The 22,810-nt window shown below is 47.3% G+C and carries 22 protein-coding genes and 1 pseudogene; 4 read left to right on the top strand and 19 right to left on the bottom strand.

All coding sequences use genetic code 11. The features are described from left to right. Positions 1-36: 36 nt before the first annotated feature. The 4 genes from KNO95_RS08775 to KNO95_RS14480 all read right to left on the bottom strand — a co-directional run bounded on the left by KNO95_RS08775 (position 37) and on the right by KNO95_RS14480 (position 3,604). Entirely contained in the window at positions 37-879 is an 843-nt protein-coding gene (locus KNO95_RS08775; protein ID WP_214878739.1) for a TVP38/TMEM64 family protein, read from the bottom strand. A 137-nt stretch (positions 880-1,016) separates the two neighbouring features. After that, on the bottom strand, positions 1,017-2,612 hold the full coding sequence (locus KNO95_RS08780; protein ID WP_214878741.1) for a CTP synthase: 1,596 nt from the start codon (positions 2,610-2,612) through the stop codon (positions 1,017-1,019). A 247-nt stretch (positions 2,613-2,859) separates the two neighbouring features. Continuing rightward, positions 2,860-3,339: a DNA-directed RNA polymerase subunit delta gene (rpoE, locus tag KNO95_RS08785; RefSeq protein WP_026825056.1), complete on the bottom strand. Its 480-nt coding sequence runs from the start codon at positions 3,337-3,339 to the stop codon at positions 2,860-2,862. A gap of 130 nt (positions 3,340-3,469) precedes the next feature. After that, positions 3,470-3,604: a hypothetical protein gene (locus KNO95_RS14480; protein ID WP_285800475.1), complete on the bottom strand. Its 135-nt coding sequence runs from the start codon at positions 3,602-3,604 to the stop codon at positions 3,470-3,472. 169 nt (positions 3,605-3,773) lie between these two features. Here KNO95_RS14480 and KNO95_RS08790 point away from each other — a divergent pair, with 169 nt between their 5' ends. Further along, the gene (locus KNO95_RS08790) at positions 3,774-5,072 is read left to right on the top strand and encodes a globin-coupled sensor protein (protein ID WP_214703152.1); all 1,299 of its coding nucleotides are present in this window, start codon (positions 3,774-3,776) and stop codon (positions 5,070-5,072) included. Between the two features lie 38 nt (positions 5,073-5,110). Here KNO95_RS08790 and KNO95_RS08795 read toward each other — a convergent pair whose 3' ends face one another. The 6 genes from KNO95_RS08795 to KNO95_RS08820 form a co-directional block, all read right to left on the bottom strand. Next, positions 5,111-7,237 (bottom strand): (Fe-S)-binding protein, encoded by a 2,127-nt coding sequence (locus tag KNO95_RS08795; RefSeq protein WP_214878743.1) that lies wholly within the window; start codon positions 7,235-7,237, stop codon positions 5,111-5,113. A gap of 92 nt (positions 7,238-7,329) precedes the next feature. Beyond that, entirely contained in the window at positions 7,330-8,046 is a 717-nt protein-coding gene (locus KNO95_RS08800) for a hypothetical protein (protein WP_214703150.1), read from the bottom strand. 7 nt (positions 8,047-8,053) lie between these two features. Next, positions 8,054-8,572, bottom strand: coding sequence for a GNAT family N-acetyltransferase (locus KNO95_RS08805; RefSeq protein WP_214703149.1), 519 nt, complete (start codon positions 8,570-8,572; stop codon positions 8,054-8,056). Positions 8,573-8,740: 168 nt separating this feature from the next. Further along, positions 8,741-9,169, bottom strand: a complete 429-nt coding sequence (locus KNO95_RS08810; protein ID WP_214685432.1) for a hypothetical protein — start codon at positions 9,167-9,169, stop codon at positions 8,741-8,743. Further along, positions 9,166-9,585 (bottom strand): YwiB family protein, encoded by a 420-nt coding sequence (locus KNO95_RS08815; RefSeq protein ID WP_214703148.1) that lies wholly within the window; start codon positions 9,583-9,585, stop codon positions 9,166-9,168. The genes KNO95_RS08810 and KNO95_RS08815 overlap by 4 nt, the downstream gene beginning before the upstream one ends. A gap of 279 nt (positions 9,586-9,864) precedes the next feature. Continuing rightward, complete coding sequence (locus KNO95_RS08820) at positions 9,865-11,574, bottom strand: glycoside hydrolase family 13 protein (protein ID WP_214703147.1); 1,710 nt, start codon at positions 11,572-11,574, stop codon at positions 9,865-9,867. 213 nt (positions 11,575-11,787) lie between these two features. Here KNO95_RS08820 and KNO95_RS08825 point away from each other — a divergent pair, with 213 nt between their 5' ends. Continuing rightward, positions 11,788-12,252 (top strand): GNAT family N-acetyltransferase, encoded by a 465-nt coding sequence (locus tag KNO95_RS08825; protein WP_214700217.1) that lies wholly within the window; start codon positions 11,788-11,790, stop codon positions 12,250-12,252. A gap of 47 nt (positions 12,253-12,299) precedes the next feature. Beyond that, positions 12,300-13,064, top strand: a complete 765-nt coding sequence (locus KNO95_RS08830; protein ID WP_214878745.1) for a MerR family transcriptional regulator — start codon at positions 12,300-12,302, stop codon at positions 13,062-13,064. Positions 13,065-13,073: 9 nt separating this feature from the next. On the opposite strand, the gene KNO95_RS08835 is transcribed toward KNO95_RS08830, so the two are convergent. The 5 genes from KNO95_RS08835 to KNO95_RS08855 are packed head-to-tail and all read right to left on the bottom strand — an operon-like array spanning position 13,074 to position 18,266. Beyond that, the gene (locus tag KNO95_RS08835; RefSeq protein WP_214878747.1) at positions 13,074-13,733 is read right to left on the bottom strand and encodes a hypothetical protein; all 660 of its coding nucleotides are present in this window, start codon (positions 13,731-13,733) and stop codon (positions 13,074-13,076) included. Between the two features lie 18 nt (positions 13,734-13,751). Continuing rightward, the gene (locus KNO95_RS08840) at positions 13,752-14,333 is read right to left on the bottom strand and encodes a hypothetical protein (RefSeq protein WP_026825044.1); all 582 of its coding nucleotides are present in this window, start codon (positions 14,331-14,333) and stop codon (positions 13,752-13,754) included. A gap of 12 nt (positions 14,334-14,345) precedes the next feature. Then, positions 14,346-15,488 (bottom strand): aminotransferase class I/II-fold pyridoxal phosphate-dependent enzyme, encoded by a 1,143-nt coding sequence (locus KNO95_RS08845; RefSeq protein ID WP_214703144.1) that lies wholly within the window; start codon positions 15,486-15,488, stop codon positions 14,346-14,348. Next, positions 15,485-16,336 carry an NAD-dependent epimerase/dehydratase family protein gene (locus KNO95_RS08850; RefSeq protein WP_214878749.1) on the bottom strand — a complete coding sequence of 284 codons (852 nt, stop codon included), beginning with the start codon at positions 16,334-16,336 and terminating at the stop codon, positions 15,485-15,487. The genes KNO95_RS08845 and KNO95_RS08850 overlap by 4 nt, the downstream gene beginning before the upstream one ends. Positions 16,337-16,349: 13 nt before the next feature. Next, positions 16,350-18,266 carry a polysaccharide biosynthesis protein gene (locus tag KNO95_RS08855; protein ID WP_214878751.1) on the bottom strand — a complete coding sequence of 639 codons (1,917 nt, stop codon included), beginning with the start codon at positions 18,264-18,266 and terminating at the stop codon, positions 16,350-16,352. 399 nt (positions 18,267-18,665) lie between these two features. Between KNO95_RS08855 and KNO95_RS08860 the strand changes: the two genes are divergently transcribed. Then, positions 18,666-19,418, top strand: coding sequence for a homing endonuclease associated repeat-containing protein (locus KNO95_RS08860; RefSeq protein ID WP_214700229.1), 753 nt, complete (start codon positions 18,666-18,668; stop codon positions 19,416-19,418). A gap of 47 nt (positions 19,419-19,465) precedes the next feature. Here the strand turns inward: KNO95_RS08860 and KNO95_RS08865 are convergent, their stop codons facing one another. From KNO95_RS08865 to speE, 4 genes and pseudogenes are all read right to left on the bottom strand, one after another. Further along, entirely contained in the window at positions 19,466-20,422 is a 957-nt protein-coding gene (locus tag KNO95_RS08865) for a sodium-dependent bicarbonate transport family permease (protein WP_214878753.1), read from the bottom strand. A 217-nt stretch (positions 20,423-20,639) separates the two neighbouring features. Then, positions 20,640-21,000, bottom strand: a pseudogene (locus tag KNO95_RS14585) (Na-translocating system protein MpsC family protein). Further along, the gene (gene speB / locus KNO95_RS08875) at positions 21,001-21,882 is read right to left on the bottom strand and encodes an agmatinase (protein ID WP_026825037.1); all 882 of its coding nucleotides are present in this window, start codon (positions 21,880-21,882) and stop codon (positions 21,001-21,003) included. Then, positions 21,879-22,718, bottom strand: coding sequence for a polyamine aminopropyltransferase (gene speE / locus KNO95_RS08880; protein WP_012727429.1), 840 nt, complete (start codon positions 22,716-22,718; stop codon positions 21,879-21,881). The genes speB and speE overlap by 4 nt, the downstream gene beginning before the upstream one ends. Positions 22,719-22,810 lie beyond the last annotated feature (92 nt).

Genomic DNA, 22,810 nt, shown 5'->3' on the forward strand with positions numbered 1-22,810 from the left:
TTCGTACCTGTTTTCATCCATATGAAAGTCCTCACCTTATTCGTGTGTCCCGTTCGAATCCCCTTTTTTTCGTTTGCGCCAAATGAACGCGAGGATTAAGACGATCAAACTCGCCATGACGGAAGCGATGGCGATTGGACTCGAATCAGTCATAAACAATTGTCCGATGGAGACAGAGTAGGCAAGCCCGAACGATGTGACGAGTTTCGCGCCGAACGCGATGCCCGCGAAACGCGGGAACGGCACGCGGCTAAACCCGGCGGCGAGACAAATGACCTCGTCCGGTAAAATCGGAATAATGAACAAGACGAGCAAGATGCCAAGGCCATACTTCTCGACATATCGATCGTACGTCTTCAACTTCTCCTCATCGACCCAGCGGATGATTCGCTCTCGGCCGAATCGTGCCAATCCATACATGACGAAGATACCAAGCGTGGTCGCAATACTCCCAACCAGAGCGGCACGAAATGGACCGAGGGCGACACTCCCAATCGGCACACTGACCGCTTCTGGGACCGGTAAGGCGATTGGCTGTAGAAAGCTGAATGCCGCGAACACCCAAACCGCCTGACGCTCGTACTGTTCTAATAGACGATCCAGTCCATACGTATCGTATAAGACGAGTCCAAATGATACGTAATAGACGAACACGAAGATTAAAAAAAGAGAAAATGTGATTTTCCACATCTGCTTCAAGATGACATTCGAGCCGTCGCGTATCGCTCGAAGTAGCCCGACCGAGAGCGCGAGCAAGACAACGCCCGTCCACCCTAGTTGGTAAGGCAATAAGAGGGAAGGTAAGACGACGAATGGCAACAGACTGAGCGCGACAAGTCCCAATCCATATCCAAGATAAATCGAATGTCGTTCTTTCATGAGCCATCACCCTCTCCCCGTTCTACTTCTAGTGTACCCAGAAAGTGAAGGTGATGTATCCTGCCAAGGACGTCTTGCACCTCATGCTTTTGATGTAGAAAAGCCACGATTCATTTCGAATCGTGGCTTTCAATCACTTATTCTCCAAGTGATGCTTGGATGAAATCATGGAATAGACGTTGTGGGCGTTCCGGACGTGAGATGAGCTCTGGGTGGAACTGTGATGCCACGAACCACTTGTGTTCTGGAATTTCAATGATTTCCACGAGACGACCGTCTGGGCTCGTACCTGAGAACTTGAATCCTTCCGCTTCGAATGCTTCACGGTATTCGTTATTGAACTCATAACGGTGACGGTGACGTTCGTATACGAGTTCTTGGTCGTATGCCGCGTGTGCTTTCGTCCCTGTTTCAAGTTTACATGGGTACAGTCCGAGACGGAGTGTACCTCCAAGGTCTTCGATGTCTTTTTGCTCTGGAAGAAGGTCGATAATCGGATACGGTGTCGATGGGTCGATTTCAGCCGTATGTGCACCGTCCAACTTCAACACGTTACGGGCAAACTCGACCGTCGCAAGTTGCATCCCGAGACAAATCCCGAAGAATGGAACGTTGTTTTCACGTGCGAAACGTGTCGCTTCGATTTTCCCTTCGATTCCACGCTCACCAAATCCACCTGGGACGAGGATACCGTCTGCATCACCAAGGATGTCCGAGACGTTTTCAGCCGTCACGTCCTCTGCGTTGACCCAGTCAATGTCGATATCTGCATTGAACGCATAACCCGCATGCTTGAGCGATTCTGCGACCGAGATATAGGCATCACGCAATTCGACATATTTTCCGACGAGTGCGATTTTCACTTTCTTCTCAAGATGCGTGACCGTGTGAACGAGTTCTTTCCATGCCGTCATATCCGCAGCCGGTGTGTTGAAGCCGAAATAGTCGTTGACGAGTTGGTCCATCCCTTGTTTTTGAAGGTTGAGTGGTACTTCATAAAGCGTCGATGCGTCTTGCGCCTCGATGACTGCTTCTTTACGCGTATCACAGAAGAGCGCAATTTTCTCACGCATGTCTTCCGGAATATCATGCTCCGTGCGGAGGACGATGATGTCTGGCTGAATCCCGTAGCTGCGAAGTTCTTTGACGCTATGTTGTGTCGGTTTTGTTTTCATTTCGCCTGCCGCGCGAAGGTAAGGAACGAGTGTACAGTGGACGTACATGACGTTCTCTTTGCCGATATCATTTTTCACTTGGCGAATCGCTTCGATGAACGGAAGGGATTCGATATCCCCCACTGTTCCACCGATTTCTGTGATGACGACATCGGCGTTCGTTTCGCGTCCCGCACGGAAGACACGATCTTTGATTTCGTTCGTGATATGCGGAATGACTTGAACCGTTCCGCCGTTATAGTCTCCACGACGCTCTTTCTTCAAGATAGTCGAATAAATGCGCCCTGATGTGACGTTCGCGTTTTGCGACAAGTTGATGTCGATGAAACGCTCATAGTGTCCGAGGTCAAGGTCAGTCTCCGCACCATCATCTGTGACGAATACTTCTCCGTGTTGATACGGGCTCATCGTACCTGGGTCGATGTTGATATATGGGTCAAACTTTTGAATCGTCACGTTGAGTCCACGATTTTTGAGTAGACGTGCGAGTGAAGCTGCCGTGATCCCTTTACCGAGCGAAGAAACTACCCCGCCTGTTACGAAAATGTACTTTGTCATGTTTCTTTCTCCTCTCTTAAATACCAACCGTCGGGAAACGAAAAAACAAAAAAAGCAAAAGTGCCCCCGTGAATGGAGGACACTTTTGCTGCATCGTTACGTGCTAAACTAGCCCATGACTAATTTACGCCAGAGACGATACAGTCGTCAAGATATTATTTTTTCTTTTTTTCATGTTGTTCAAAATCATTAAAAAAGAAAAAGAGACACGCCTAGCCGGGCCCAATGCCCGGCTTTTTGCGGTCTCTTATAAATCATCCTCGTCTTCGAGATCGAGGTCGTCGTCCAAATCATCATCCTTGAAGTCATCTAGGCCATCAACTTTTTCTTGTTCGCCCGCATCGTCAAATTCAGTTGAATCGTAATCTTCAACTTTTGCGAATACATCCAAGTCATCTTCGATGTCGACGATACCTTCGTCTGCCTCTTCGAACTCTTCTTCGAATTCGTCAAGTTCACCACGTTGACGTGCTTCGATGACGAGATCTTCATCCGACTTGTCGAATGGATACCATACGCGAAGCGCCCAGCGGTTTGCACCTAAGTTGACGAACAACCCGTCGATGTTCAAATCGGTGTAAAGTTGTGCGATTTTCTCGAGTTCTTCCTCTTCACTCGCAAACGTATAATTTTGCTTGATTTTTTCGCGAATCTCATCAAAAGAAACAGGCTGCTCGCCAGTTTCTTGGAGAAGTTCATAAACGAAATCAATCAACGATTTATTCATTAAAGGACACTCCTTTTCCGTCACTAGTTAAACATCACTCCTCATTATAAACAAAAGCGATATGAAAAAGCTAGAGTAAATTATGATTCGTTCGATGTCTCCGTTTTGATTCGGAACCAGTACAGACTAATCAATCCGATATTAAAAATGGAATGAGACGTCCGACACCTTCTTCGACCGCCATGATGGATAAGAACAAAATCTGTGGAAGAATTTGACTACTTAGGGCACTTACAATCGTCAACAGGATCACTATGTTTTTCATAAGTCCACCCATCACTGAAACTGGAATATTCTACTCCTCATTTTTCCTTTTCCAGTTCTATTTGTCGATGAACCTGTTTTGCAACACATTGACTTCTTAGCTTCTTCATATTTCTGCCGATATAGAAGAGAACGCCACTTTAGATATGAAATAGAAGGAGAATAAAAATATGGCATTTTTTCGTAAGACAACTTCAAAAGATTTCGTCGCTTCCGAAGGATTTCCTGAGATTCACACAATCGCTAAACCAGCCGACTCGAGCTTAAACGGGCGCGCACACTATATGGGATATACATCATCTCAAGTGAAACGGCTACAAGACATGGCTCCACTAGTCGAGTCCGTCCTAGACGAGGTACTCGAAAATGTACTCGACCACTTAATGCTTCAACCAGAGATGGTTCAAATTGCGAATGGCTCGTCGACACGAGAACGTTTAAAAAATGTATTTGCTGCTTATTTCCGTAGTCTGTTAACCGGGAACATCGATGATAAATTTTTAGCAATGCGGAAGCGAATGGGACAAACCCATCACCATTTTTCAGTCCCCGTCGTCTGGTTCTTGGCAACATACTCGGCGTTTAACACCTTGCTCATCCCGAAAGTGGTCGAAACGTATCAACACGATCCGGCCATTCTGACCGAATCCCTTTTGGCTCTGTCACACGCGATGAACTTGGACGCTCAAATCGTTACCGAACAATATGTGAACGCCCGTCTCGATGAGCTTGAGTCTGCGAACCAATCCCGTGCCGCTCTATTAAGTGACGTGTCACGCGTCAGTACAGAAGTGGCGACGACAATGGAGCATACAGGGCAAGCTATGTCCGATACAAGCAATCGCGCTCATCAAGTCTTGGCAGAGACGGAACAAACAGAAAAGATGAGTCGCCACTTGATGACGTTGACTCATACAAATGGAGAACAAATCGAACAGATGGAAGCTGAATTCAAACAGTCGGCTACCTATGTCGATACCTCACTCGATCGAATAACAGCTTTGAAGGACGGTTCTCAAGATATCGTCAGCATGACGCGAAGCATCGAACAAATTGCCAATCAAACCAACTTACTCGCCTTGAACGCTTCGATTGAAGCGGCCCGTGCAGGTGAACACGGCAAAGGGTTCGCCGTCGTCGCCACCGAAGTACGCACACTCGCGGAGAATGCGAAACAGCTGAGCAGTCAAATCAATGCGCTCATTCATGAGAATGAGACGAACATCGCGGCTCTCCTCGATCAAATGGGTCACATGCATCGGACGAACGATGAAGCGATGCGTCAACTAAACGCCGTCAAAGTTGGGTTTTCGACCGTCCAAGAAGAGATGGGACAATATGTCCTTTCTTTCGAACGAAACAAACAAGACCTCGGACAGATGGTCGAAACCATTTCGTCCATCAACGAGACAACACAAGGGTTATCCCACTTAACCTCCTCTCTTTTATCTACTTCCGAAATACAGTAAACAAATAAGGCACGGTCCGCGGACCGTGCCTTCCTGTATTATTGGACAATCGGTTCTGGGATCTCGATGGCTTTCAGCGAACGATCGAGCAATTCGACGACGTCGAACGTGCCGACCGTCTCATCGACTTCCTTCGCTTTCGTTCCATCTGACAACATCGTCAAGCAGTACGGACACGCCGAACCGATGACGGTCGGTTTCGTCTCAAGCAACTGTTCCGTCCGAGCCACGTTGACACGTGTCCCGACTTTTTCTTCCTGCCACATGAGACCACCACCTGCTCCACAGCACATACCGTTTTCACGGTTACGTGTCGCTTCGACGAGTTCGACACCCGGTATGCGTTCGAGGACGAACCGCGGTGCGTCATAAATGCCGTTGTAACGACCGAGATAGCAAGAATCGTGGTAGACGACGCGTTCGTTCACTTGAAGATCCGGCTGGATGCGACCTGTGTCGAGCAACTCGGCGAGTAATTCCGTATGGTGATACACCTTCACACCATCAAGTCCAAAGTCCGGATACTCATTTTTGAACGTGTTGTACGCGTGTGGGTCGACCGTGACGATTTTCGTCACCCCATACTTCTCAAACAGTTTAATGTTCGCTTCAGCGAGTTCTTGGAAGAGTAACTCATTCCCGATTCGACGTGGTGTATCCCCTGAGTTTTTCTCTTCATTTCCGAGAATCGCGAATGAGACGCCGGCCTTGTTCAAGACGCTCGCAAAGCTTTGCGCGACTTTTTGGCTACGGCTATCGTAAGAACCCATCGCGCCGACCCAGAAGAGGTATTCGAATTCTTCACCTGCTTTTTTCTTCTCCTTCGCCGTCGGGATGACGAGCTCTGTATCCTTGCGCCAGTTCTCGCGTTCTTTTCGGTTCATTCCCCATGGGTTTCCTTGACGCTCGATGTTTGCGACCGTGCGCTGTGCCTCCGGATCCATCTTTCCTTCCATCATGACGAGGTAGCGACGAAGGTCGATGATTTTATCGACGTGCTCGTTCATGACCGGACATTGGTCTTCACAGTTCCGGCATGTCGTACACGCCCAGATTTCTTCTTCCGTGATGACGTTGCCGATCAATTCGTCTGCGACGAGCATATGTCCGTCTTGCGCCGCTGCTGCGATTTCAGCACCTTGCGTGTTTTGGAACATGAGTGCCGGTGCCCAAGGTGATTTTCTTGTGACCGCTGCACCTTTCATATTCATATGGTCGCGAAGTTTGACAATCAAGTCCATCGGCGACAACATCTTCCCAGTTCCTGTTGCCGGACACACATTCGTACAGCGTCCACACTCGACGCAAGCGTACAAGTCGACGAGTTGTTTTTGGTTAAAGTCTTCGATTTTATTAACCCCGAACACAATCTCTTCATCTGACTCTTCTGCTTCTTCCATCGCCGAAAAATCAACGGGCGCTAAGCGTCCGACTTTATGGGTACGACCGAGCCAGACGTTGAGCGTCCCGGCAATCAAGTGAGCGTGTTTGCCTTGCGGGATGTAGACCATGAAGCTGAGTAAGAACAACAGGTGCATCCACCAAAAGACGACGAACAACGCGAATGCGACTGATCCTGGTACCCAAGCAAACGCTGAACCGATCAGTGTCGCGACCGGTTCGCCCCACATCGGAAGCTCTTCTTTATAGACGAGGTAAAACCCGTTCCCGAACAAGACGGAAACCATCAGCCCGCCAATGAAGATGAGGGCGAGACCCGCTAAAAAATTCCGTTTCAAGCGTACAAGCTTCTCGACGTAACGACGGTAGAACCCCCAAACGACCGCGACGAGAATCATGAGCATGACGATTTCTTGCATGAACGTAAAGATTGGATAGAGCGGACCGAGCGGGATGTGTGGGAAACGTGTTCCGACCGCTAGTCCTTTCCAAATAAAATCAACCGCCCCAAATTGGACGAGGATGAAGCCATAAAACATCATGACGTGAATTGCGCCACTCTTCTTATCTTTTAACAATTTCTTTTGACCGAACACGTTGATCATGACCTGCTCGAGTCGTTCTTTGTTCGTTTGGTTCCATTCTGCCTTCTTCCCGAGCTTGATGAACGTATAGCGCTGGTGAACCAGCGTAGCAAATAAATACACACCATAGCCGAAGACGAGCAAGAATAGAATCCAGTTGACGATTAAAAATGTAGACATCCCCAAAACTCCCCCTTATGAAAACGGATTCAATCTTGAATTCAGTATATCAAATGATGAATGAACAGTCATTCATTTTTGCGAAGTTCTCATCAGAAGTTTAGAAGATGTTTCAAAATAAGGAGTAAGCCGCCATAACTGAACACGGCCAAAACGAACGTGCGAAAGTGTAAATTCCGGTCGGAAGGGAGTTCAAATTTCACGATGTTGAGAATCATCGCCCCGGCCACAAACGCAAAACAGAGCGCTTCGACGTGCGCGGCCAAGTCAATCCATCGTGAAACGAAACCTCCGAGTAAAATCCCACCGCTCAACAAGTAGCGTCCTTGTCGCATATAGCGTTCCCCGTAATGGCGGTTCAAGTCATGACCGAGCGCCAAGAAGTGGACCCCGAGAGCCGTCGCATAGAAGCTTCTCGCAACGAACGTCACAGAGTCGGCCGTCACGACATACGCTGAGAAGGTCATATATGTCGTGAGTAGTGTCACCTGTAGCCAATACGAAACGGCTCGATCGACCGCCTCATCTTGAAAGTGAGGGGTCCGAACGAACCGCATGGTGCCATAGAACAGTGTGAAGCCGATTAGACTGACGATATAAATCTCTGATGGTAAAGCTAGATTCAACCAATCGACGCGAAGCGTGTCTTGGCGTTTGTTCAGCGACGGCAAGAGATACATGAAGAAGTACGTGATGGCGACCCCACTCGAGAATGAGAACCATTTCTTAGAAGGAACGGTCTCTTCCCGGAACAAATAGATGCCGAAGAAATTAATCAACGTCAAATAGATGATGATCCAGTTCGCCATCTCGTCTTCACCCTTTCAAGTCAATCCAAAACCGCTCGACAATCGTCCCATCTTCTTCCGTGTATGGTGTATCCGCAACGCCACCATTGTTTAAAATGACTTGACGTGAAGCAATATTCGTTCGGTTGCACGTGATGAGTGCACGCTCGATGCCGAGCTCTTTCACTTTTTCAAGCGCAAGTTGCAGTTGACGTGTGGCGAGTCCACGCCCACGCGCGCTCGGTTTCACCCCGTACCCGACATGGCCACCAATCTTCAAAAGCGACTCGTTCAACTCGTGACGAATGTTCGCCGCTCCGAGAAGTTCTTCCCCATCCGTGAGCCAATACGTCGTACTCGGGACCCAGCCTTCCTCAATATGTTCACGCAACTCTTTCTGGCGTAACGTGTTGACGTATGCCTCGAAGTCCATCGTCTCACGGTCGACTGAGGTCGGGACGATTCGTTCATCGCGCTCATACCATTCCTGTAAAAATGCGAGAATCTGTTCTTTTTGTTCGACAGATGTTTTGATTAGTCTTAACATCACAATTCCCCCTTTATCCATTTCCATTCACGTTCTCTATTTGATTTCCTTGTTCCTTTATCTTAGAGAATGCTCACTCGAAATAAAATGGACGTTCTGATTGGATATTGTCCCCCTTTTAGGCATGAAAAAAAGCGCCATCTTGTTCAGATGACACTTTTCGTAGACTCACTCTTCGAGTCCGAGCCGTTGTGGCATATGTGGCGCGAGTTGTCTCGCTTCTTCCAACCGACCTGCTTCGACGAGCGTATGGAAATGTAAAAACTGTTCATGCGATGCATCACTGATGGCTGCCAAATAATCGACGTACCGATCGTAGACCGCTTTGTCTTCTGACCGCGCCTCAATAAGTGCGATGTACAGGCGAACGGTGTCTTCCCCGTATAGGAGCGGGAACTCATCGTTCAGTTGAAGCAATTTATCGATTGAGTCGACATCGACTCCGTTTTCTTGGTCATAATGCATGATGACTTGCTCAGCATGGTCTTCAAGGCGACCGCGCCACTCTTCATACTCTTCTTCGTTCGTCTCGAGCATCTCGAACCAATCTTCATTTAACATCTCTTCAATCTTATTTACGCGTTCTGTGAAGTTCATACGCTCTCTCCTCCTTCAAACGTCCATGTGACATGTACTTCGTATATACCCACGTTTTCTTCATTCATGGATAATTCGTATACGAACGTACATGACTCTTCAGACACATCGAGTCGCGATGTCGTCGTGGCCATCGTCATCGACATATAGGCATTCTTATATAAGCTTTGCGTGAAACGACCTTCGATGAAGGAATGGTTCATCTCGATCGGTCCTTTGCAGATGAGCGCCAACCGTTCTGGTGTGTACTTGATTGTCGTCGGGACTGGTCCGTCCTCTTGTTGCTGGTCAAACATGAGAATAAATCCAGTCTTCAATGGATAGTATAATCCATCCATCGTTAACTCAATCGCTTCTGGAATATCACTCATCCGTGTTGTTTGCTGGACACGCACGCGAAGTGGTTCAATCGCCATGCTCATCCCCCTTTCCGTCAACTCATCGTACCACATCTTCCACATATCGTTCTATTGACATTGCTTCGTCTTCACGTAGACAAAGTGATTCATCCACTCATCGTTTTCATAGATGAATCCTTCTCTTGTGCACTCGTACGACATTCCGACACGCTCTGTGAAACGGACGGATGCTTCATTGTCAAGATTGATATGTGTCTCGATACGCTTGAAAGACAACTCCAGAAAAAGACCGCAGGCAATGATGTGCCCGCGGTCTCCCTATGAAAAGTGAAAAGGTTAGCGTACTTTATACACACGGCCTTCGAATGGTTTCAAATGAAGGAGTGTTGATTCAACATCGCCTTCAATCGGCATATTGCTCAAGACGACATCTTTCGCACGAAGTGTTTGATCCATGTCAAACATCGTCTCTTTCGCCGTCAAGTTCGTGACGACGAGGTATTGCGTCTCCCCGAGCGTACGCGTATAAGCATACACTTCCGAATGATCCGGTAAGACGACGTCATACGAACCGTATACAAACGTCTCATCACCTTTGCGAAGTTGAATCATCTCTTTATAGAAGTTGAAGATCGAGTCCTCGTCTTCAAGCTGCGATTCGACGTTGATGGCTGTATAGTTCGGATTGATCCCGAACCATGGCTTCTCCGCGAACGTGAACCCGGCATTCGGAGCATCACTCCACTGCATCGGTGTACGCGTGTTGTCGCGTGACGAGTTCCACGTGATGCGCATCATTTCGTCATGGCTCTTCCCTTGTTCGACGCCGATATAGTAGCGATTGCGTGTCGCGATGTCATCATATTGGTCAATCGAATCAAATTTGACGTTCGTCATCCCGATTTCTTGACCTTGATAGATAAACGGCGTCCCTTGCATGAGGAAGTACATCATCGCAATCGATTTCGCGCTCTCTTTCCAATAACGCTCATCATCTCCCCATTTTGAGACGGTACGTGTTTGGTCATGGTTTTCGACGTAAAGCGCGTTCCATCCGTCGGCTTCAAGCCCTTTTTGCCATTTCGTCAACACGTTCTTCAAATGGACGACATCGAGTTTCGAATCGGCATTTTCACTCCATAGGTCCATATGTTCGAATTGGAAGACCATGTTCATCTTCCCTTCTTTTTCACCGACCCAAAGGTGCGCATCGTCAGGGGATACACCGTTCGCTTCACCGACTGTCATGATGTCATGTTTATTGAACGTCTCGTCACGTAGTTCTTCTAAATAGTCGTGAATCCCGTCCACGTTCATATGCATCTCAAACGACGGCACGAAATCGAGGTCGTTCGGGTTCGGTAAGTCGGCGAACGTCGGATTCTTGCGAATGTGGCTGATCGCATCGACTCGGAACCCGTCGATTCCTTTTTCGAGCCACCAGTTGATCATATCGTACACGGCTGTACGCATCTCAGCGTTTTCCCAGTTGAGGTCCGGCTGTTTCTTCGAGAAGACATGCAAGTAGTATTGCTCCGTCGTCTCATCGAATTCCCAAGCCGACCCGCCGAAAATCGATTCCCAGTTGTTCGGCTTCGATCCATCCAGCTTCCCATCGCGCCAAATGTACCAGTCTCGCTTCGGATTGTCTTTTGAGCTCTTCGATTCAACGAACCACGGGTGCTCATCCGACGTATGATTGACGACGAGGTCGAGCAACAGTTTCATATCGCGCTGATGCACTTCGTCCAACAAGCGGTCAAAGTCTTCCATCGTGCCGAATTCGTCCATGATGTCTTGGTAGTCACTAATGTCATAGCCGTTGTCATCGTTTGGTGACTTATACATCGGACAAATCCAGATGACGTCAATGCCGAGGTCTTTCAAATAGTCGAGCTTATCAATGATTCCTTGGATGTCTCCGATTCCGTCTCCGTTCGCGTCGTAAAAACTGCGCGGATAAATCTGATAGGCGACGGCTTCTTTCCACCAGTTGCGTTTAAGCGTCTTTGTTTGTGTTTGTTGTTCTCGTTGTAAAAGTTGCATGTGATCTAGATACTCCTTATCCCAAAACTCACTGCTCTTCATATATAATCATCTTATCCGTGCTGTGAACTTTATATCATTAGCGCAATCGTTTGCACGTTGCAATAAATTTATCTTACCAAAAAACATTCAATGATACAAAGATGTTTCATCAGCATACTTAACGTGTACCCTACACGATTTTGTAAAGAAATGAAAGCGAGGTGTTTTATCATGTTTCGACCTGCTACACTTCGGGATTTCCCAGCAATCGATCACTTAATTTTGAAGAAAGCGAAAGAGTTTCAAGTCGCCGGGAAGTCACAATGGGTCAAGTATTTAGAGCCGAGCCGCTCGGATTATGTACGACACGATTTAACGAAAGGGTCCGTGTTTGTATATGAACGTGACGCGCAAGTGGTCGGTTCGGTCAGTCTCATCCCACCGACCGATTGGGACCATAACCTATGGGAAAAACCGGACGATGCCGTTTACTTGCATCGACTCGTCACGGACTCAAGTTTAAAGGGTGAGCGGATTGGAGAGAAATTAATGGAATATGCGCTCTCCCATTCACCATCAACGATTCGGTTAGACTGTGTTGCCGACAACACCTTCTTGAATGGGTACTATCCTCAGTTCGGTTTCCGTTACATCGGGGAACGGAACGGATTTTCGTTATTTGAAAAACGGGCTTGACCTTGACGTGACGTCAACATTTACGCTGAAGCTAAGGAGGTGAAGGGATGTACACCATCCAACAACTCGCGGCACTCGCAGGGACGACGACACGAACGCTTCGACACTATGACGCGATTGGTCTTCTCGTTCCCGCTCGCGATGATAACGGTTACCGGCGTTACATGTCGAACGACGCAGAACGGTTGCAACTTATCTTATTCTACCGAACACTCGATGTCCCCCTCGATCAAATCAGACAATTGCTTGATTCGACGACGTTCGACCGAGTCGAGGTGTTGAGTGAGCATATCGAGGCGTTACGACAGAAAGCGGCTTATTTTGCGAAGTTGGCGGAGACTGCTGAAGCGACCCTCACCTCACTAAAAGGAGGGATCCTGATGGAAGACAAATCATTGTTCAACGGATTGTCTTATGAAGAGATTCAAGCACATGAGGCAAAGCATCAAGATGAGGTAAAGGAGCGGTGGGGGGACAGTTCAGCTTACAAAACCACACAAGAACGGGCGGCGAAGCGCTCGAAAACGGACTGGGAGCGCATGAATCAGATGCACCTCGATTTGATTGCGCCACTCGTCGACCTGTTCCGCTCACAAGTCGCAATCGAGGATGAACGGGTTCAATCAATTGTCAGAGACAATCATCTGTTCATCGACACACACTTTTACGATTGTTCGCTCGACATGTTCAGTGGACTCGGACAGATGTATGTGGCGGATGAACGATTTACCGAATTTTATGACCGCTTCGAGCCAGGTCTTGCTGCCTATTACAACGAAGCCATCCAATATTATTGTATCGTCAACAGTTAAGTCCAAGCCTCAGGCTTGGACTTTGATTTGTCGGTGGTCTGTTTTCATACTATCCATCGTTTCGATGTGTCGACGTAACATCGGTAAGACCGTTGTCAATTGTAGGTAAGGATATGTGGCAAAATTGTCGGTCCCACCTTTATAGATGACCACTCGCTCGAGAACCCGCCATCCTTGTGTGGTCCATTGTTCAAGCGTCGTCTCACAGAACGAAGGCTGATGTTGAATCGCCCAATATGCTTGTAGCTGTCCTTCCGCCATTGATGGATGTATCGTGAGAATCGGACACGGCAATTGATTCAATCGACTCGGCTCAATCGGCCCTGTTTCATGGACAACAATTAACTCTGGGGCAAGTTTTTCAAGCCACATCATCGTCTTATCATCGTTCAATGATGACACATGAATGATATGGTGGGGTGGAATCGATAGATCATTTAGCGGATACCGTTTTCTCACTTCTTGAATACGCTTTTGACTCGTCCAACGCATAAACGGTGTCGCCCACCGAATGTATTGATGGATAAGCCATTCCTTGAGAGACTGCGGTCGATGTTCGGTTGGCTCATCTTCTTGAATGACATGTGTTACTCCCAAATTACGGATAGCATGATATACAAAAATTGACGTATGATGATCACTAATCATGAGCACAATGGGTCTAGTCATCTCCACATCCCTCCACACTTATCGCTTTCGATCCGTCACTTCTTGAATCCCAAGTTCATATAGAGCCCGCTTCCATGAGCCAAAACGCCTTGACACTTTTGCCACACTCGGTTTATGAAATTGTTTCGCCCATTTTTGATAAGTAATCGCATTGAACGGGGTTAACACCCGATAGGCCTCATACAACGCTTGCACCATCTCCGCTTTCTCTTTCGCGGGTTGTACCGTGAAATGTTCTTCTTCTAAATGTTCGACCGCTTTTACAGCAAGACTCCATGACCCAAAGTGGGTAATAATATCACCTAATGAAGGGACGTTCCGACCAGCTGCCCATTGTTGATATTGACTGCTCGTTAACTTTCCTCCTTGTATCGATGCGAGCCGAAGCGCTTGTATAAAATCATGAGATTCATAACGCCTTGGTTCTAACAACCCTGACGCTTTCAAGGCACTTGTCCACGTCCCGTATACTTTCAAAATGTCTAGAAACGTGGGGGCGTCTCGATTTTGGCTCCATCGTTGATATTGTGTCACCGTGAGGGAGGGAGTCAGAGATGCAGCAGTTTGAAGCGCTTGAATGATCTCTGCTTCCTTCGTCATATATGTTCCTCCTTACACGCTTTTTTCTTTTATGAAAGAACGTGTATCAAGCACGGTTTGAATCACTTTTTGCTGTTCTCCAATCGTCATATTGGAGCTCGACGGTAAACAAATCCCGTTTTCAAATAATCGACGGCTGACATCTTCTCCATCGACTGTGACATATTCAGCATCTCGGTAGAGCGGCTGTAAATGCATTGGTTTCCACACAGGTCGTGATTCAATACCAGCCCCTGTTAAGTGTTGAATCAATTGATCACGGCTGACGACGTCTCGACCAAGTTGCATCGCAGTCAGCCAACGATTCGCACGCGAATACGGAACCTCTTGTTGGTACGTGACATCCATTTCTGAAAACATGCGTTCATATCGTTTAAAGACATTGCGTCGCGCACGTACCCGCTGTTCGATGACCTCTAACTGTCCACGACCGATACCTGCCGAGACATTACTTAAACGGTAGTTATAACCTACTTCCTCATGCTCATAGTGCAACTCATTCTCCCTTGCTTGTGTTGCGAGTTTTAACGCATGTTGACGTTGACTGTCAGAGCCGAGCAGTAGCATCCCTCCGCCTGATGTTGTGATGATTTTATTACCATTGAATGAATAAAAACCGATGTCTCCAATCGTACCGGTCATTAGACCTTGCCACGTCGAACCGAGTGACTCTGCGGCATCTTCAATCAACGGGACCTCAAATTCCTTGCAAATTTGACGAATCTCACCGATTTTCGCGACCACCCCATATAGATGAACAACGATGACTGCTTTAGGTAATCGCCCTTTCGTAGCAGCTTGAACGAGTGCTTTCCGCAAAGCCTCCGGAGACATGTTCCACGTCTCATCTTCTGAGTCAATGAAGACCGGTGTTGCTCCGACGTAAAGGATTGGATTGACCGAAGCGACAAAAGTGAGTGTCTGACAAAAGACGAGATCGTTCTTCTCTATCCCGAGCGTCATCAAGGCAAGATGGAGCGCCGCCGTACCGGAGCTAGTTGCCAACATATGCGCATGATCGGTGTACTTTCCAAGTTCGTCTTCAAATGCGTTGACGTTCGGACCGAGTGGGGCAATCCAATTACTCGAGAACGCCTCCTCTACATAGATCATTTCTCGACCGGACATGTGCGGCTTTGATAATAGAATATTCATGTGCTCATGTCCTCCTTCATCATCGTTTGATAGGTGTCGTACCATTCAATCAATTCCTTCAACCCTTCATATAAGGATGTCTGAGGGTTAAAACCAGTCATAGCTTCTAGCGTAGGCAAATCTACTTCATGAAACACTTGATCACGAACCGGAAGCGTCAGGTTTACCGGATGATGCATCAAATATCCGACTTCAGTTAATAACGTTTGAACATGGACATAGTCGGAAGCGTTAATTCGAAACTGCCCAACGAGAGTCAAATCTGATTGAATGAGCCGTAGAACTCGAACGACTGTTTCAACCACATCATCGATATAAGAAGCTTTCACGATATCCGTTGCATAGTAACCAACCATACGATGACCTTGATCAATAGCGAGCACTGCTTTTGAGAACAACGTAGTCGAATCGTTCCAAGGGCCGTAAACATCTTCTGTCACGAGGTGCAGTGCCGACGAGGAATGTCGTGTATCTTCGATTGGAAGGTCGAAAGTGATGAACGATGGGGCGGACACCCTATTTTTTTGACTTCTGATCAATTGCTTCACCTGTTCAAAGCGCTCCATCTCCCTCCCTGTATAAACACTTGAAGGTCCTCCACATAAGATGACATGATTTGGCTCATACATCGTCATGACTTGACGCATATTCGGCCTGTGTGAGGTATCTGTTCGAATGAGATGAAACATCGGGTGAGACAATACGTAGAGTCGTTGCTTTGAGAGTTGATGTTTCGCTTGTCCTTCGTCATCGATCCCGATTACTTCGTAACCTTCTTTTAATAGACGTCGAGCAATATGAAATCCTTTAAACGTTGACACACCGACCACCATGACACGATTACTCATTGCACTCCCCCCTTTAATTTCCATCGGCGACGCGGATCCGCACTTGCTGGGCTGGGATGAATTCGAATCCACTTGCAAAGATTCGTTGCAAATCTCCATCAATATCATCGCTGTTAGCAACAAAAAGTAAGGCATCAGTCAGTGCTGCACTATTGTCTCTAAAGTGTTCGACTAACCGCAAAATAGGAGTCGCTGATGTGAATGGACGCGTGCAACCGACAAAGATTTTAGGGAAAATATTTGCCTCTGGGTCCAGTTCATTGGTAGCCAGTAACTCTTCGTATAATTTTTCGCCTGGACGGATGCCCGTCACTGCAATCGGAATTTGATCGGTGGTAAATCCACTGAGTTCAATCATTTTCTTGGCCAAGTCGATGATTTTTACCGGATTGCCCATATCAAGCACGAAAATTTCACCGCCTCGTGACAACACACTCGCTTGAATAACGAGTCGACTCGCCTCAGGAATCGTCATAAAGTAACGTGTCATCTCTGGGTCGGTTACGGTGACAGGACCGCCTCGTACAATTTGCTCTTTAAAAAGTGGGACGACGGACCCACGACTACCGAGTACGTTACCAAACCGAACGACCGCGAAGATCGTCTCGCTCGATCGTGATTTTTCTTGAACAATCATTTCTGCGATCCGCTTTGTCGACCCCATGACGTTCGTCGGATTCACCGCCTTGTCAGTTGAAACCATCACGAATCGATCAACTCGATATTTGGAGGCAACATCAACCATATTTTTCGTTCCATACACGTTGTTTTTGACGGCTTCTAACGGATTGTCTTGCATTAATGGGACGTGTTTATGAGCCGCTGCATGGTACACAATTTCAGGACGATACGTCTGAAAAACATACTCGAGACGCTCTATGTCCTGCACGTCACCGATGACCGGATGAAGCTTCGTCTCAAGTCCAAGACCGCTCAGTTCTTTTTCGATTAAATAAATACTGTTTTCACCATGTCCGAGAAGAATCATCTCGGCTGGTTTGAACTTGATCAATTGACGGCAAAGTTCTGAGCCGATTGACCCCCCAGCTCCAGTCACTAGAACGGTTGCGCCTTCTACATGTTTCGAGATACCAGAAATATCGAGTTGGACGGGCTCACGTCCCAACAAGTCTTCAATCTTCACTTCGCGGATTTCGTTGATTGAAACATTTCCAGTCGCAAGTTCCGATATCATCGGTAAAGCGTGGGATTCAACGCCTGTCTTCTCAATTCGTTTTAACAACTCGATTCGTCTTGTGTACGACAAGCTAGGAATCGAGAGAATCACAACTTCAATTCCTTGATCTTCGATGATTCGTTCTAATTCATCCGTCGTTCCAAGAATCGGAACACCATGAACGTATAACGACTCAAGCATCGAATCGTCATCGAGTATGCCCACTACGTGAAGTACTGTTGTTCGATACTCCTTCAATTCACGCACGATGAGTTGACCTGAGTTCCCGGCTCCGATGATGAGTGTTTTTCGACCTTGGGGAGAAGCATGTAGTTTAAACGTATGCAGAACATGGTTTCGTGCTAGTACACGAGTAAACAGAATGAAGTTAAACGCAAGCAAGCCTTGAACGGCAATCATTACTCCAAGTCCGCGCCCAAATTGAATTTGATTGTAAGCGAATAAAATCAAGTCACTGCTAATCAACGCAATCGTCACTTGTTTCATTTCATGAATGGATGCGTAACGCCAATCGATTCGGTGAATTTTCAAAAGCATTCCGACGAACATAAAACTGATCATCTTGATGAATACCATCAGCATCAAATCGTAATTCGTTGCCGTATAAGGCATCACTCTCGAGAACAAAATATCAAACGTCATGTATAACACGATTGAAACGATTGCAATGTCGACACAGAAAAATAGTAAGTTTCTACGATTTCTCCGATATACGCTAACGAGTGTAGCCATCGTTTACTGCACCTCCAAATGTCTAAGTTGTTTGATCTTGTTGGGTCATGGACTGTGCGAAGAATACGTTGATGATAGTAAACTACCCGAGTCGTTGTAACAAATTTAAGGATAATTCGAGCTTTTTGTTATTAATGAAATCGCTGTAACAAATAAGTTTACAAAGTTATTCTCACTATTTCATTCACATAATGAATAATTTCCCACCTAACGGGAATGGAAAGAATAAACCAAATAAAATTGGGTGTTGTTGACAACTGTGTTTTGATTGAAAAGGAGGTACCTGCAACGCATCGCTATTCACTTCTGTACGACCGTTCTGACAACATACATGTTCATTCACACCAAGAGACCTTCTAAGACGCCTGCTAGCGTCCCTACAAAAGGAGAGACACCAAGATGAAAAAATGGACACGACCTCAAATCGTACAAGCTTTGCAACTCGCTGCCCAAGAATACTCAGAACTCGATTCCAAACAATACAGTGTTTGGTCACATGACAAAAATGTTCCTTCCCTTTCTACTGTCATTCACCAATTCGGATCGTGGCGTGAAGCCCTCGTTGCCGCACAAATTAAGCTCTCGTTCCATTATTATTCAGACGAAGATATTCTACTCGCATTAAACAAAGCTGCAGAAGAACTCACTCTATTCACGAGTCAAACGTACCGAGAATGGTCAAAAGTGACGCGTTCTCCTTCCCTCACACTTATCAGTAGTCGTTTTGGTTCATGGTCGAATGCACTTCGAGAGGCCAAACTTCAAACGACGGCCGCTAAAAATAGTGAAGAACGAATCATTCAAGCCTTGATTGAAGCGTCTGAAGAACTCGAACGCTTAACGTCACAACACTATGCAGTGTGGGCACAAGAACGTGGCTATCCGACAGTCGCCACAATTGCCCGGAAGTACGGTTCTTGGAGCTATGCACTTTTTGTGTTGGACATCGCTCCACCAAAAAGAAAATGGGATGAAGAGGATGTCATTGAAGCGTTGCGTCTTGCGAAAAAAGAATTATCCCACTTCAGTATCCTCCATTACCGAAAATGGGCTGAAGGACGGAACGTGCCGAGTACGTCTACGATTAATGTCCTATTCGGAAGCTGGACTGCCGCTCTCAAATGCATGGAGACACAAAAGATTACGCAATAATCTAAGATGAGACATGAAAAAGCGCCGACTAATAAGTCGGCGCTTTTTCATGTGACGATTGCGATATACATTGGTATTCCGATTAATAAGTTGAACGGGAAGGTGATTGCGAGAGACAAGGTCAAATAGAAGGATGGTTTCGCTTCTGGGACCGAGGCTTGTAGCATCGCTGGAGCAGCAATGTATGACCCACTCGCCGCAAGTGTCATCAGAAGAATCGTCCCTCCATCGGACAGACCAGCGACTCCTGCTGCGACAAAGCCGACAAGTGCTCCAATCAACGGGAAGAGTGTTCCCATGATGACGAACTTCAATCCGTACGTCGACACCGTCTTTAACTGATGTCCGACTTTGACGCCTAACCCTAATAAAAAGAGGAGCAACACCCCTGGAAACAAGTCTACAAAGAATGGCTTGAACGGAGTTGCGTCTGGTGTCACGAGTCCTACGACAAGACCTGCAAGCATCAACAGAATACTCTTTGAGAATAAGCTATCCCGTAGCACAGACAATGAGTTTGTTTTGCTGGATGTCGCCGTGATGCCCAAAACTTGTGTCTGATTATATAGCAGTAACGCCACAATCAAACCTGGGATTTCGAGGACAACGACCAGTGTCGTCATGAACGGCTCATATCCAATCCCGAGTCGCTCAAGTTGCGTCGATGCAGCCACATATGTCACGAGTGAAACGGAACCGAACGTCGCAGCCATCGCAATTCGTTCATGGAATGAAAAGTTGAGCATTCCTCCGACGAAAAACGCGAGAATCGGCAGTGAAATTCCAATCAAAAGCGTCACGGTCAGCGGTAACGCAATCTCCTCAAAAGATACCGAGGCGAGTCCCATGCCACCCTTTAGCCCAATGGCGAGTAGTAAGTAAATGTTTAGCGTCGTGCTCAGCGAATCGGGAATCTTGAGATTTGATTTTCCAACTGCGGCGATGACCCCCGTCACAAACAGAAGCACCGGGGCGCTCGTCAATAAAAATAAAAACAATTCCATACGTCTTCCTCCTTGGCGACAAAAAAGCGCACACCTAAATAGGCGTGCGCTGTATGCCGACGGCTCGAACAATCGCTCCGTCAGGCCGACAACTGTCGGTTATTAAATTGGTCAGTAGCTCCGTAACAAGATTTCGAACAGCACGCTTCATGATGACTCGTCCAGTCGCTCCTATATACGTCTCTGACTCTCATTTTAAAAAGTCATGTTCCCGTTGTCAATCGGTTTGATCCCAAGACGCGTCCAAACGAAACACAATCAGACGCTCTCCCGTTTTCGTACTGATGTCTGTATGGAGAGAGACGATCGAGCGACCAAGTACTTGCTCGACGATGGACTCGAGTTGAGTGCGTCCCGCTTCGACAAGATTGTTGCGGTATTTCTTTAAATTGTTCGCGACCTGACGACTTGGTGGCCAAATCATACTCGGCCGGCGTCAACACCCCTTGGAGTGTGACGATGGCGAGGTCTCGAAGCAGGTCTGCCTTACACGTCAATGATCCGCGACCCAGGTATTCTTTCTCCCATTGGGTGATGCGGGCGCTCAGTTCCATTTCCAGCTGACCTTTTTTCCGCATTTACTTCACGAATCCAATCATCATCTCGCGAAGAATCTTAGCCGCCGCGATGGCCGTCATATCCGACTGATCATATGCCGGTGATACTTCGACAAGGTCCGCTCCGATGATGTCGAGGTCCGCATTTGCGATGGCGTGTACCGCTTCTAACAATTCTTTCGTCGAGATGCCACCGATTTCTTGTGTGCCCGTACCTGGTGCTGCCGATGGATCTAAGACATCGATATCGATGGTGACATATACTTTTTTCCCAGCGAGTGTCGGCAAGACGCGCTTGAGTGGCTCGACCACCTCAAACTGGTGCATATTGTAGCCAACTTCACGTGCCCATTCGAACTCTTCTTTCATCCCTGAACGAATCCCGAACGAGTAACAGTTCGATGGTCCAATCAAGTTTGCCGCCTTTTTAAGTGGAGTCGAGTGCGAGAGTGGCTCGCCTTCATACTCATCCCGAAGGTCCGTATGCGCATCCAAGTGGATGATGACAAAGTCGTCACCATATACGTCGTGCATCGCTTTGATAATCGGCCATGTGACGAGGTGTTCGCCACCCATTCCGAGTGGGAACTTGCCCGCCTTGACGACATCTTTGACGAATGCTTCGATGAGGTCGAGCGACTTTGGTGCGTTCCCGAACGGAAGTGGGATGTCTCCTGCGTCGTACACCGCAGCATCAGCCAAGTCACCGTCTAAATATGGGCTGTATTCTTCAAGGCCGATCGACACTTCACGAATCCGGTTCGGACCGAAACGCGAGCCCGGACGGAAACTAACCGTCCAGTCCATCGGCATCCCGTAAAGAACGGTCTTCGCCTCTGTCACCTCTGGGAGACTGGCGATAAACACTTTACCTGAGTATGCTTCATCGAAACGTTTGATCATTTTGTCAAATCCTCCACGAATTTTGGAAGGACGAATGCTGCATTATGAAGCTTCGGTGTATAGTATTTTGTTTCGATGTCATGGAAACGCTCGGCCGATACTTGTTCAGGGTCGTACTTCTTCGAACCGATTGTGAACGTCCACATGCCGCTCGGGTACGTTGGAACATTTGCCGTGTACAATTTCGTGATCGGGAAGATTTCCTTCACATCACGTTGAACCGTTTGGATGAGTTCTGGTGTGAACCATGGGTTATCCGTTTGTGCGACAAAGATGCCATCCTCTTTGAGCGCCTTCGAAATCCCTGCATAGAACCCTTTTGTGAAGAGGTTCGCTGCAGGTCCGACCGGTTCTGTCGAGTCGACCATGATGACGTCGTACTCGTTTTCAGACTTAGCGATATGCATGAACCCGTCACCGACGATGACTTCCACGCGAGGATTATCCAGTTCACCTGCGATATTTGGTAAGTATTTCTTCGAATATTCAATGACTTTCCCGTCGATATCAACGAGAACAGCTTTTTCCACTGATGGGTGTTTCATAATTTCACGAATAACACCGCCGTCTCCCCCACCGACAACCAGTACATGTTTCGGATTCGGGTGTGTAAAGAGTGGGACGTGTGCGACCATCTCGTGATAGACGAATTCGTCCTTATCCGTCGTCATGACCATCCCGTCAAGTAACAACATCGTTCCGAACTCGTCCGTTTCGACCATTTCTAGTCGTTGAAACTCCGTTTGTTCGCTCTCATAAACGTGGTTTACACGGAACGTGATTCCGTAATCTTCTGTTTGGTGCTCCGTAAACCATAATTTTAATTTTTGGTCCATCGATAGAACCCCTTTCTGTTCAAAAAGTTGTTCGTATGCGAGTGGCGTTTTGAGGCGCTTCTTATTCATACGATAGGAAGTATACAAAACCT

It is taken from the genome of Exiguobacterium sp. ERU653 (assembly GCF_018617775.1).
Classification (GTDB): domain Bacteria; phylum Bacillota; class Bacilli; order Exiguobacteriales; family Exiguobacteriaceae; genus Exiguobacterium; species Exiguobacterium marinum.

What these genes read in the sequence shown, in the direction of transcription:
- KNO95_RS08800 (WP_214703150.1), bottom strand. Translation starts at nt 8,046, where the DNA reads ATGGCGAACTGGATCATCATCTATTTGACGTTGATTAATTTCTTCGGC.
- KNO95_RS08775 (WP_214878739.1), bottom strand. Translation starts at nt 879, where the DNA reads ATGAAAGAACGACATTCGATTTATCTTGGATATGGATTGGGACTTGTC.
- KNO95_RS08805 (WP_214703149.1), bottom strand. Translation starts at nt 8,572, where the DNA reads ATGTTAAGACTAATCAAAACATCTGTCGAACAAAAAGAACAGATTCTC.
- KNO95_RS08790 (WP_214703152.1), top strand. Translation starts at nt 3,774, where the DNA reads ATGGCATTTTTTCGTAAGACAACTTCAAAAGATTTCGTCGCTTCCGAA.
- KNO95_RS08825 (WP_214700217.1), top strand. Translation starts at nt 11,788, where the DNA reads ATGTTTCGACCTGCTACACTTCGGGATTTCCCAGCAATCGATCACTTA.
- KNO95_RS08855 (WP_214878751.1), bottom strand. Translation starts at nt 18,266, where the DNA reads ATGGCTACACTCGTTAGCGTATATCGGAGAAATCGTAGAAACTTACTA.
- KNO95_RS08865 (WP_214878753.1), bottom strand. Translation starts at nt 20,422, where the DNA reads ATGGAATTGTTTTTATTTTTATTGACGAGCGCCCCGGTGCTTCTGTTT.
- speB (WP_026825037.1), bottom strand. Translation starts at nt 21,882, where the DNA reads ATGATCAAACGTTTCGATGAAGCATACTCAGGTAAAGTGTTTATCGCC.
- speE (WP_012727429.1), bottom strand. Translation starts at nt 22,718, where the DNA reads ATGGACCAAAAATTAAAATTATGGTTTACGGAGCACCAAACAGAAGAT.
- KNO95_RS08780 (WP_214878741.1), bottom strand. Translation starts at nt 2,612, where the DNA reads ATGACAAAGTACATTTTCGTAACAGGCGGGGTAGTTTCTTCGCTCGGT.
- rpoE (WP_026825056.1), bottom strand. Translation starts at nt 3,339, where the DNA reads ATGAATAAATCGTTGATTGATTTCGTTTATGAACTTCTCCAAGAAACT.
- KNO95_RS14480 (WP_285800475.1), bottom strand. Translation starts at nt 3,604, where the DNA reads ATGAAAAACATAGTGATCCTGTTGACGATTGTAAGTGCCCTAAGTAGT.
- KNO95_RS08845 (WP_214703144.1), bottom strand. Translation starts at nt 15,488, where the DNA reads ATGAATATTCTATTATCAAAGCCGCACATGTCCGGTCGAGAAATGATC.
- KNO95_RS08820 (WP_214703147.1), bottom strand. Translation starts at nt 11,574, where the DNA reads ATGCAACTTTTACAACGAGAACAACAAACACAAACAAAGACGCTTAAA.
- KNO95_RS08830 (WP_214878745.1), top strand. Translation starts at nt 12,300, where the DNA reads ATGTACACCATCCAACAACTCGCGGCACTCGCAGGGACGACGACACGA.
- KNO95_RS08840 (WP_026825044.1), bottom strand. Translation starts at nt 14,333, where the DNA reads ATGACGAAGGAAGCAGAGATCATTCAAGCGCTTCAAACTGCTGCATCT.
- KNO95_RS08815 (WP_214703148.1), bottom strand. Translation starts at nt 9,585, where the DNA reads ATGGCGATTGAACCACTTCGCGTGCGTGTCCAGCAAACAACACGGATG.
- KNO95_RS08850 (WP_214878749.1), bottom strand. Translation starts at nt 16,336, where the DNA reads ATGAGTAATCGTGTCATGGTGGTCGGTGTGTCAACGTTTAAAGGATTT.
- KNO95_RS08835 (WP_214878747.1), bottom strand. Translation starts at nt 13,733, where the DNA reads ATGACTAGACCCATTGTGCTCATGATTAGTGATCATCATACGTCAATT.
- KNO95_RS08795 (WP_214878743.1), bottom strand. Translation starts at nt 7,237, where the DNA reads ATGTCTACATTTTTAATCGTCAACTGGATTCTATTCTTGCTCGTCTTC.
- KNO95_RS08810 (WP_214685432.1), bottom strand. Translation starts at nt 9,169, where the DNA reads ATGAACTTCACAGAACGCGTAAATAAGATTGAAGAGATGTTAAATGAA.
- KNO95_RS08860 (WP_214700229.1), top strand. Translation starts at nt 18,666, where the DNA reads ATGAAAAAATGGACACGACCTCAAATCGTACAAGCTTTGCAACTCGCT.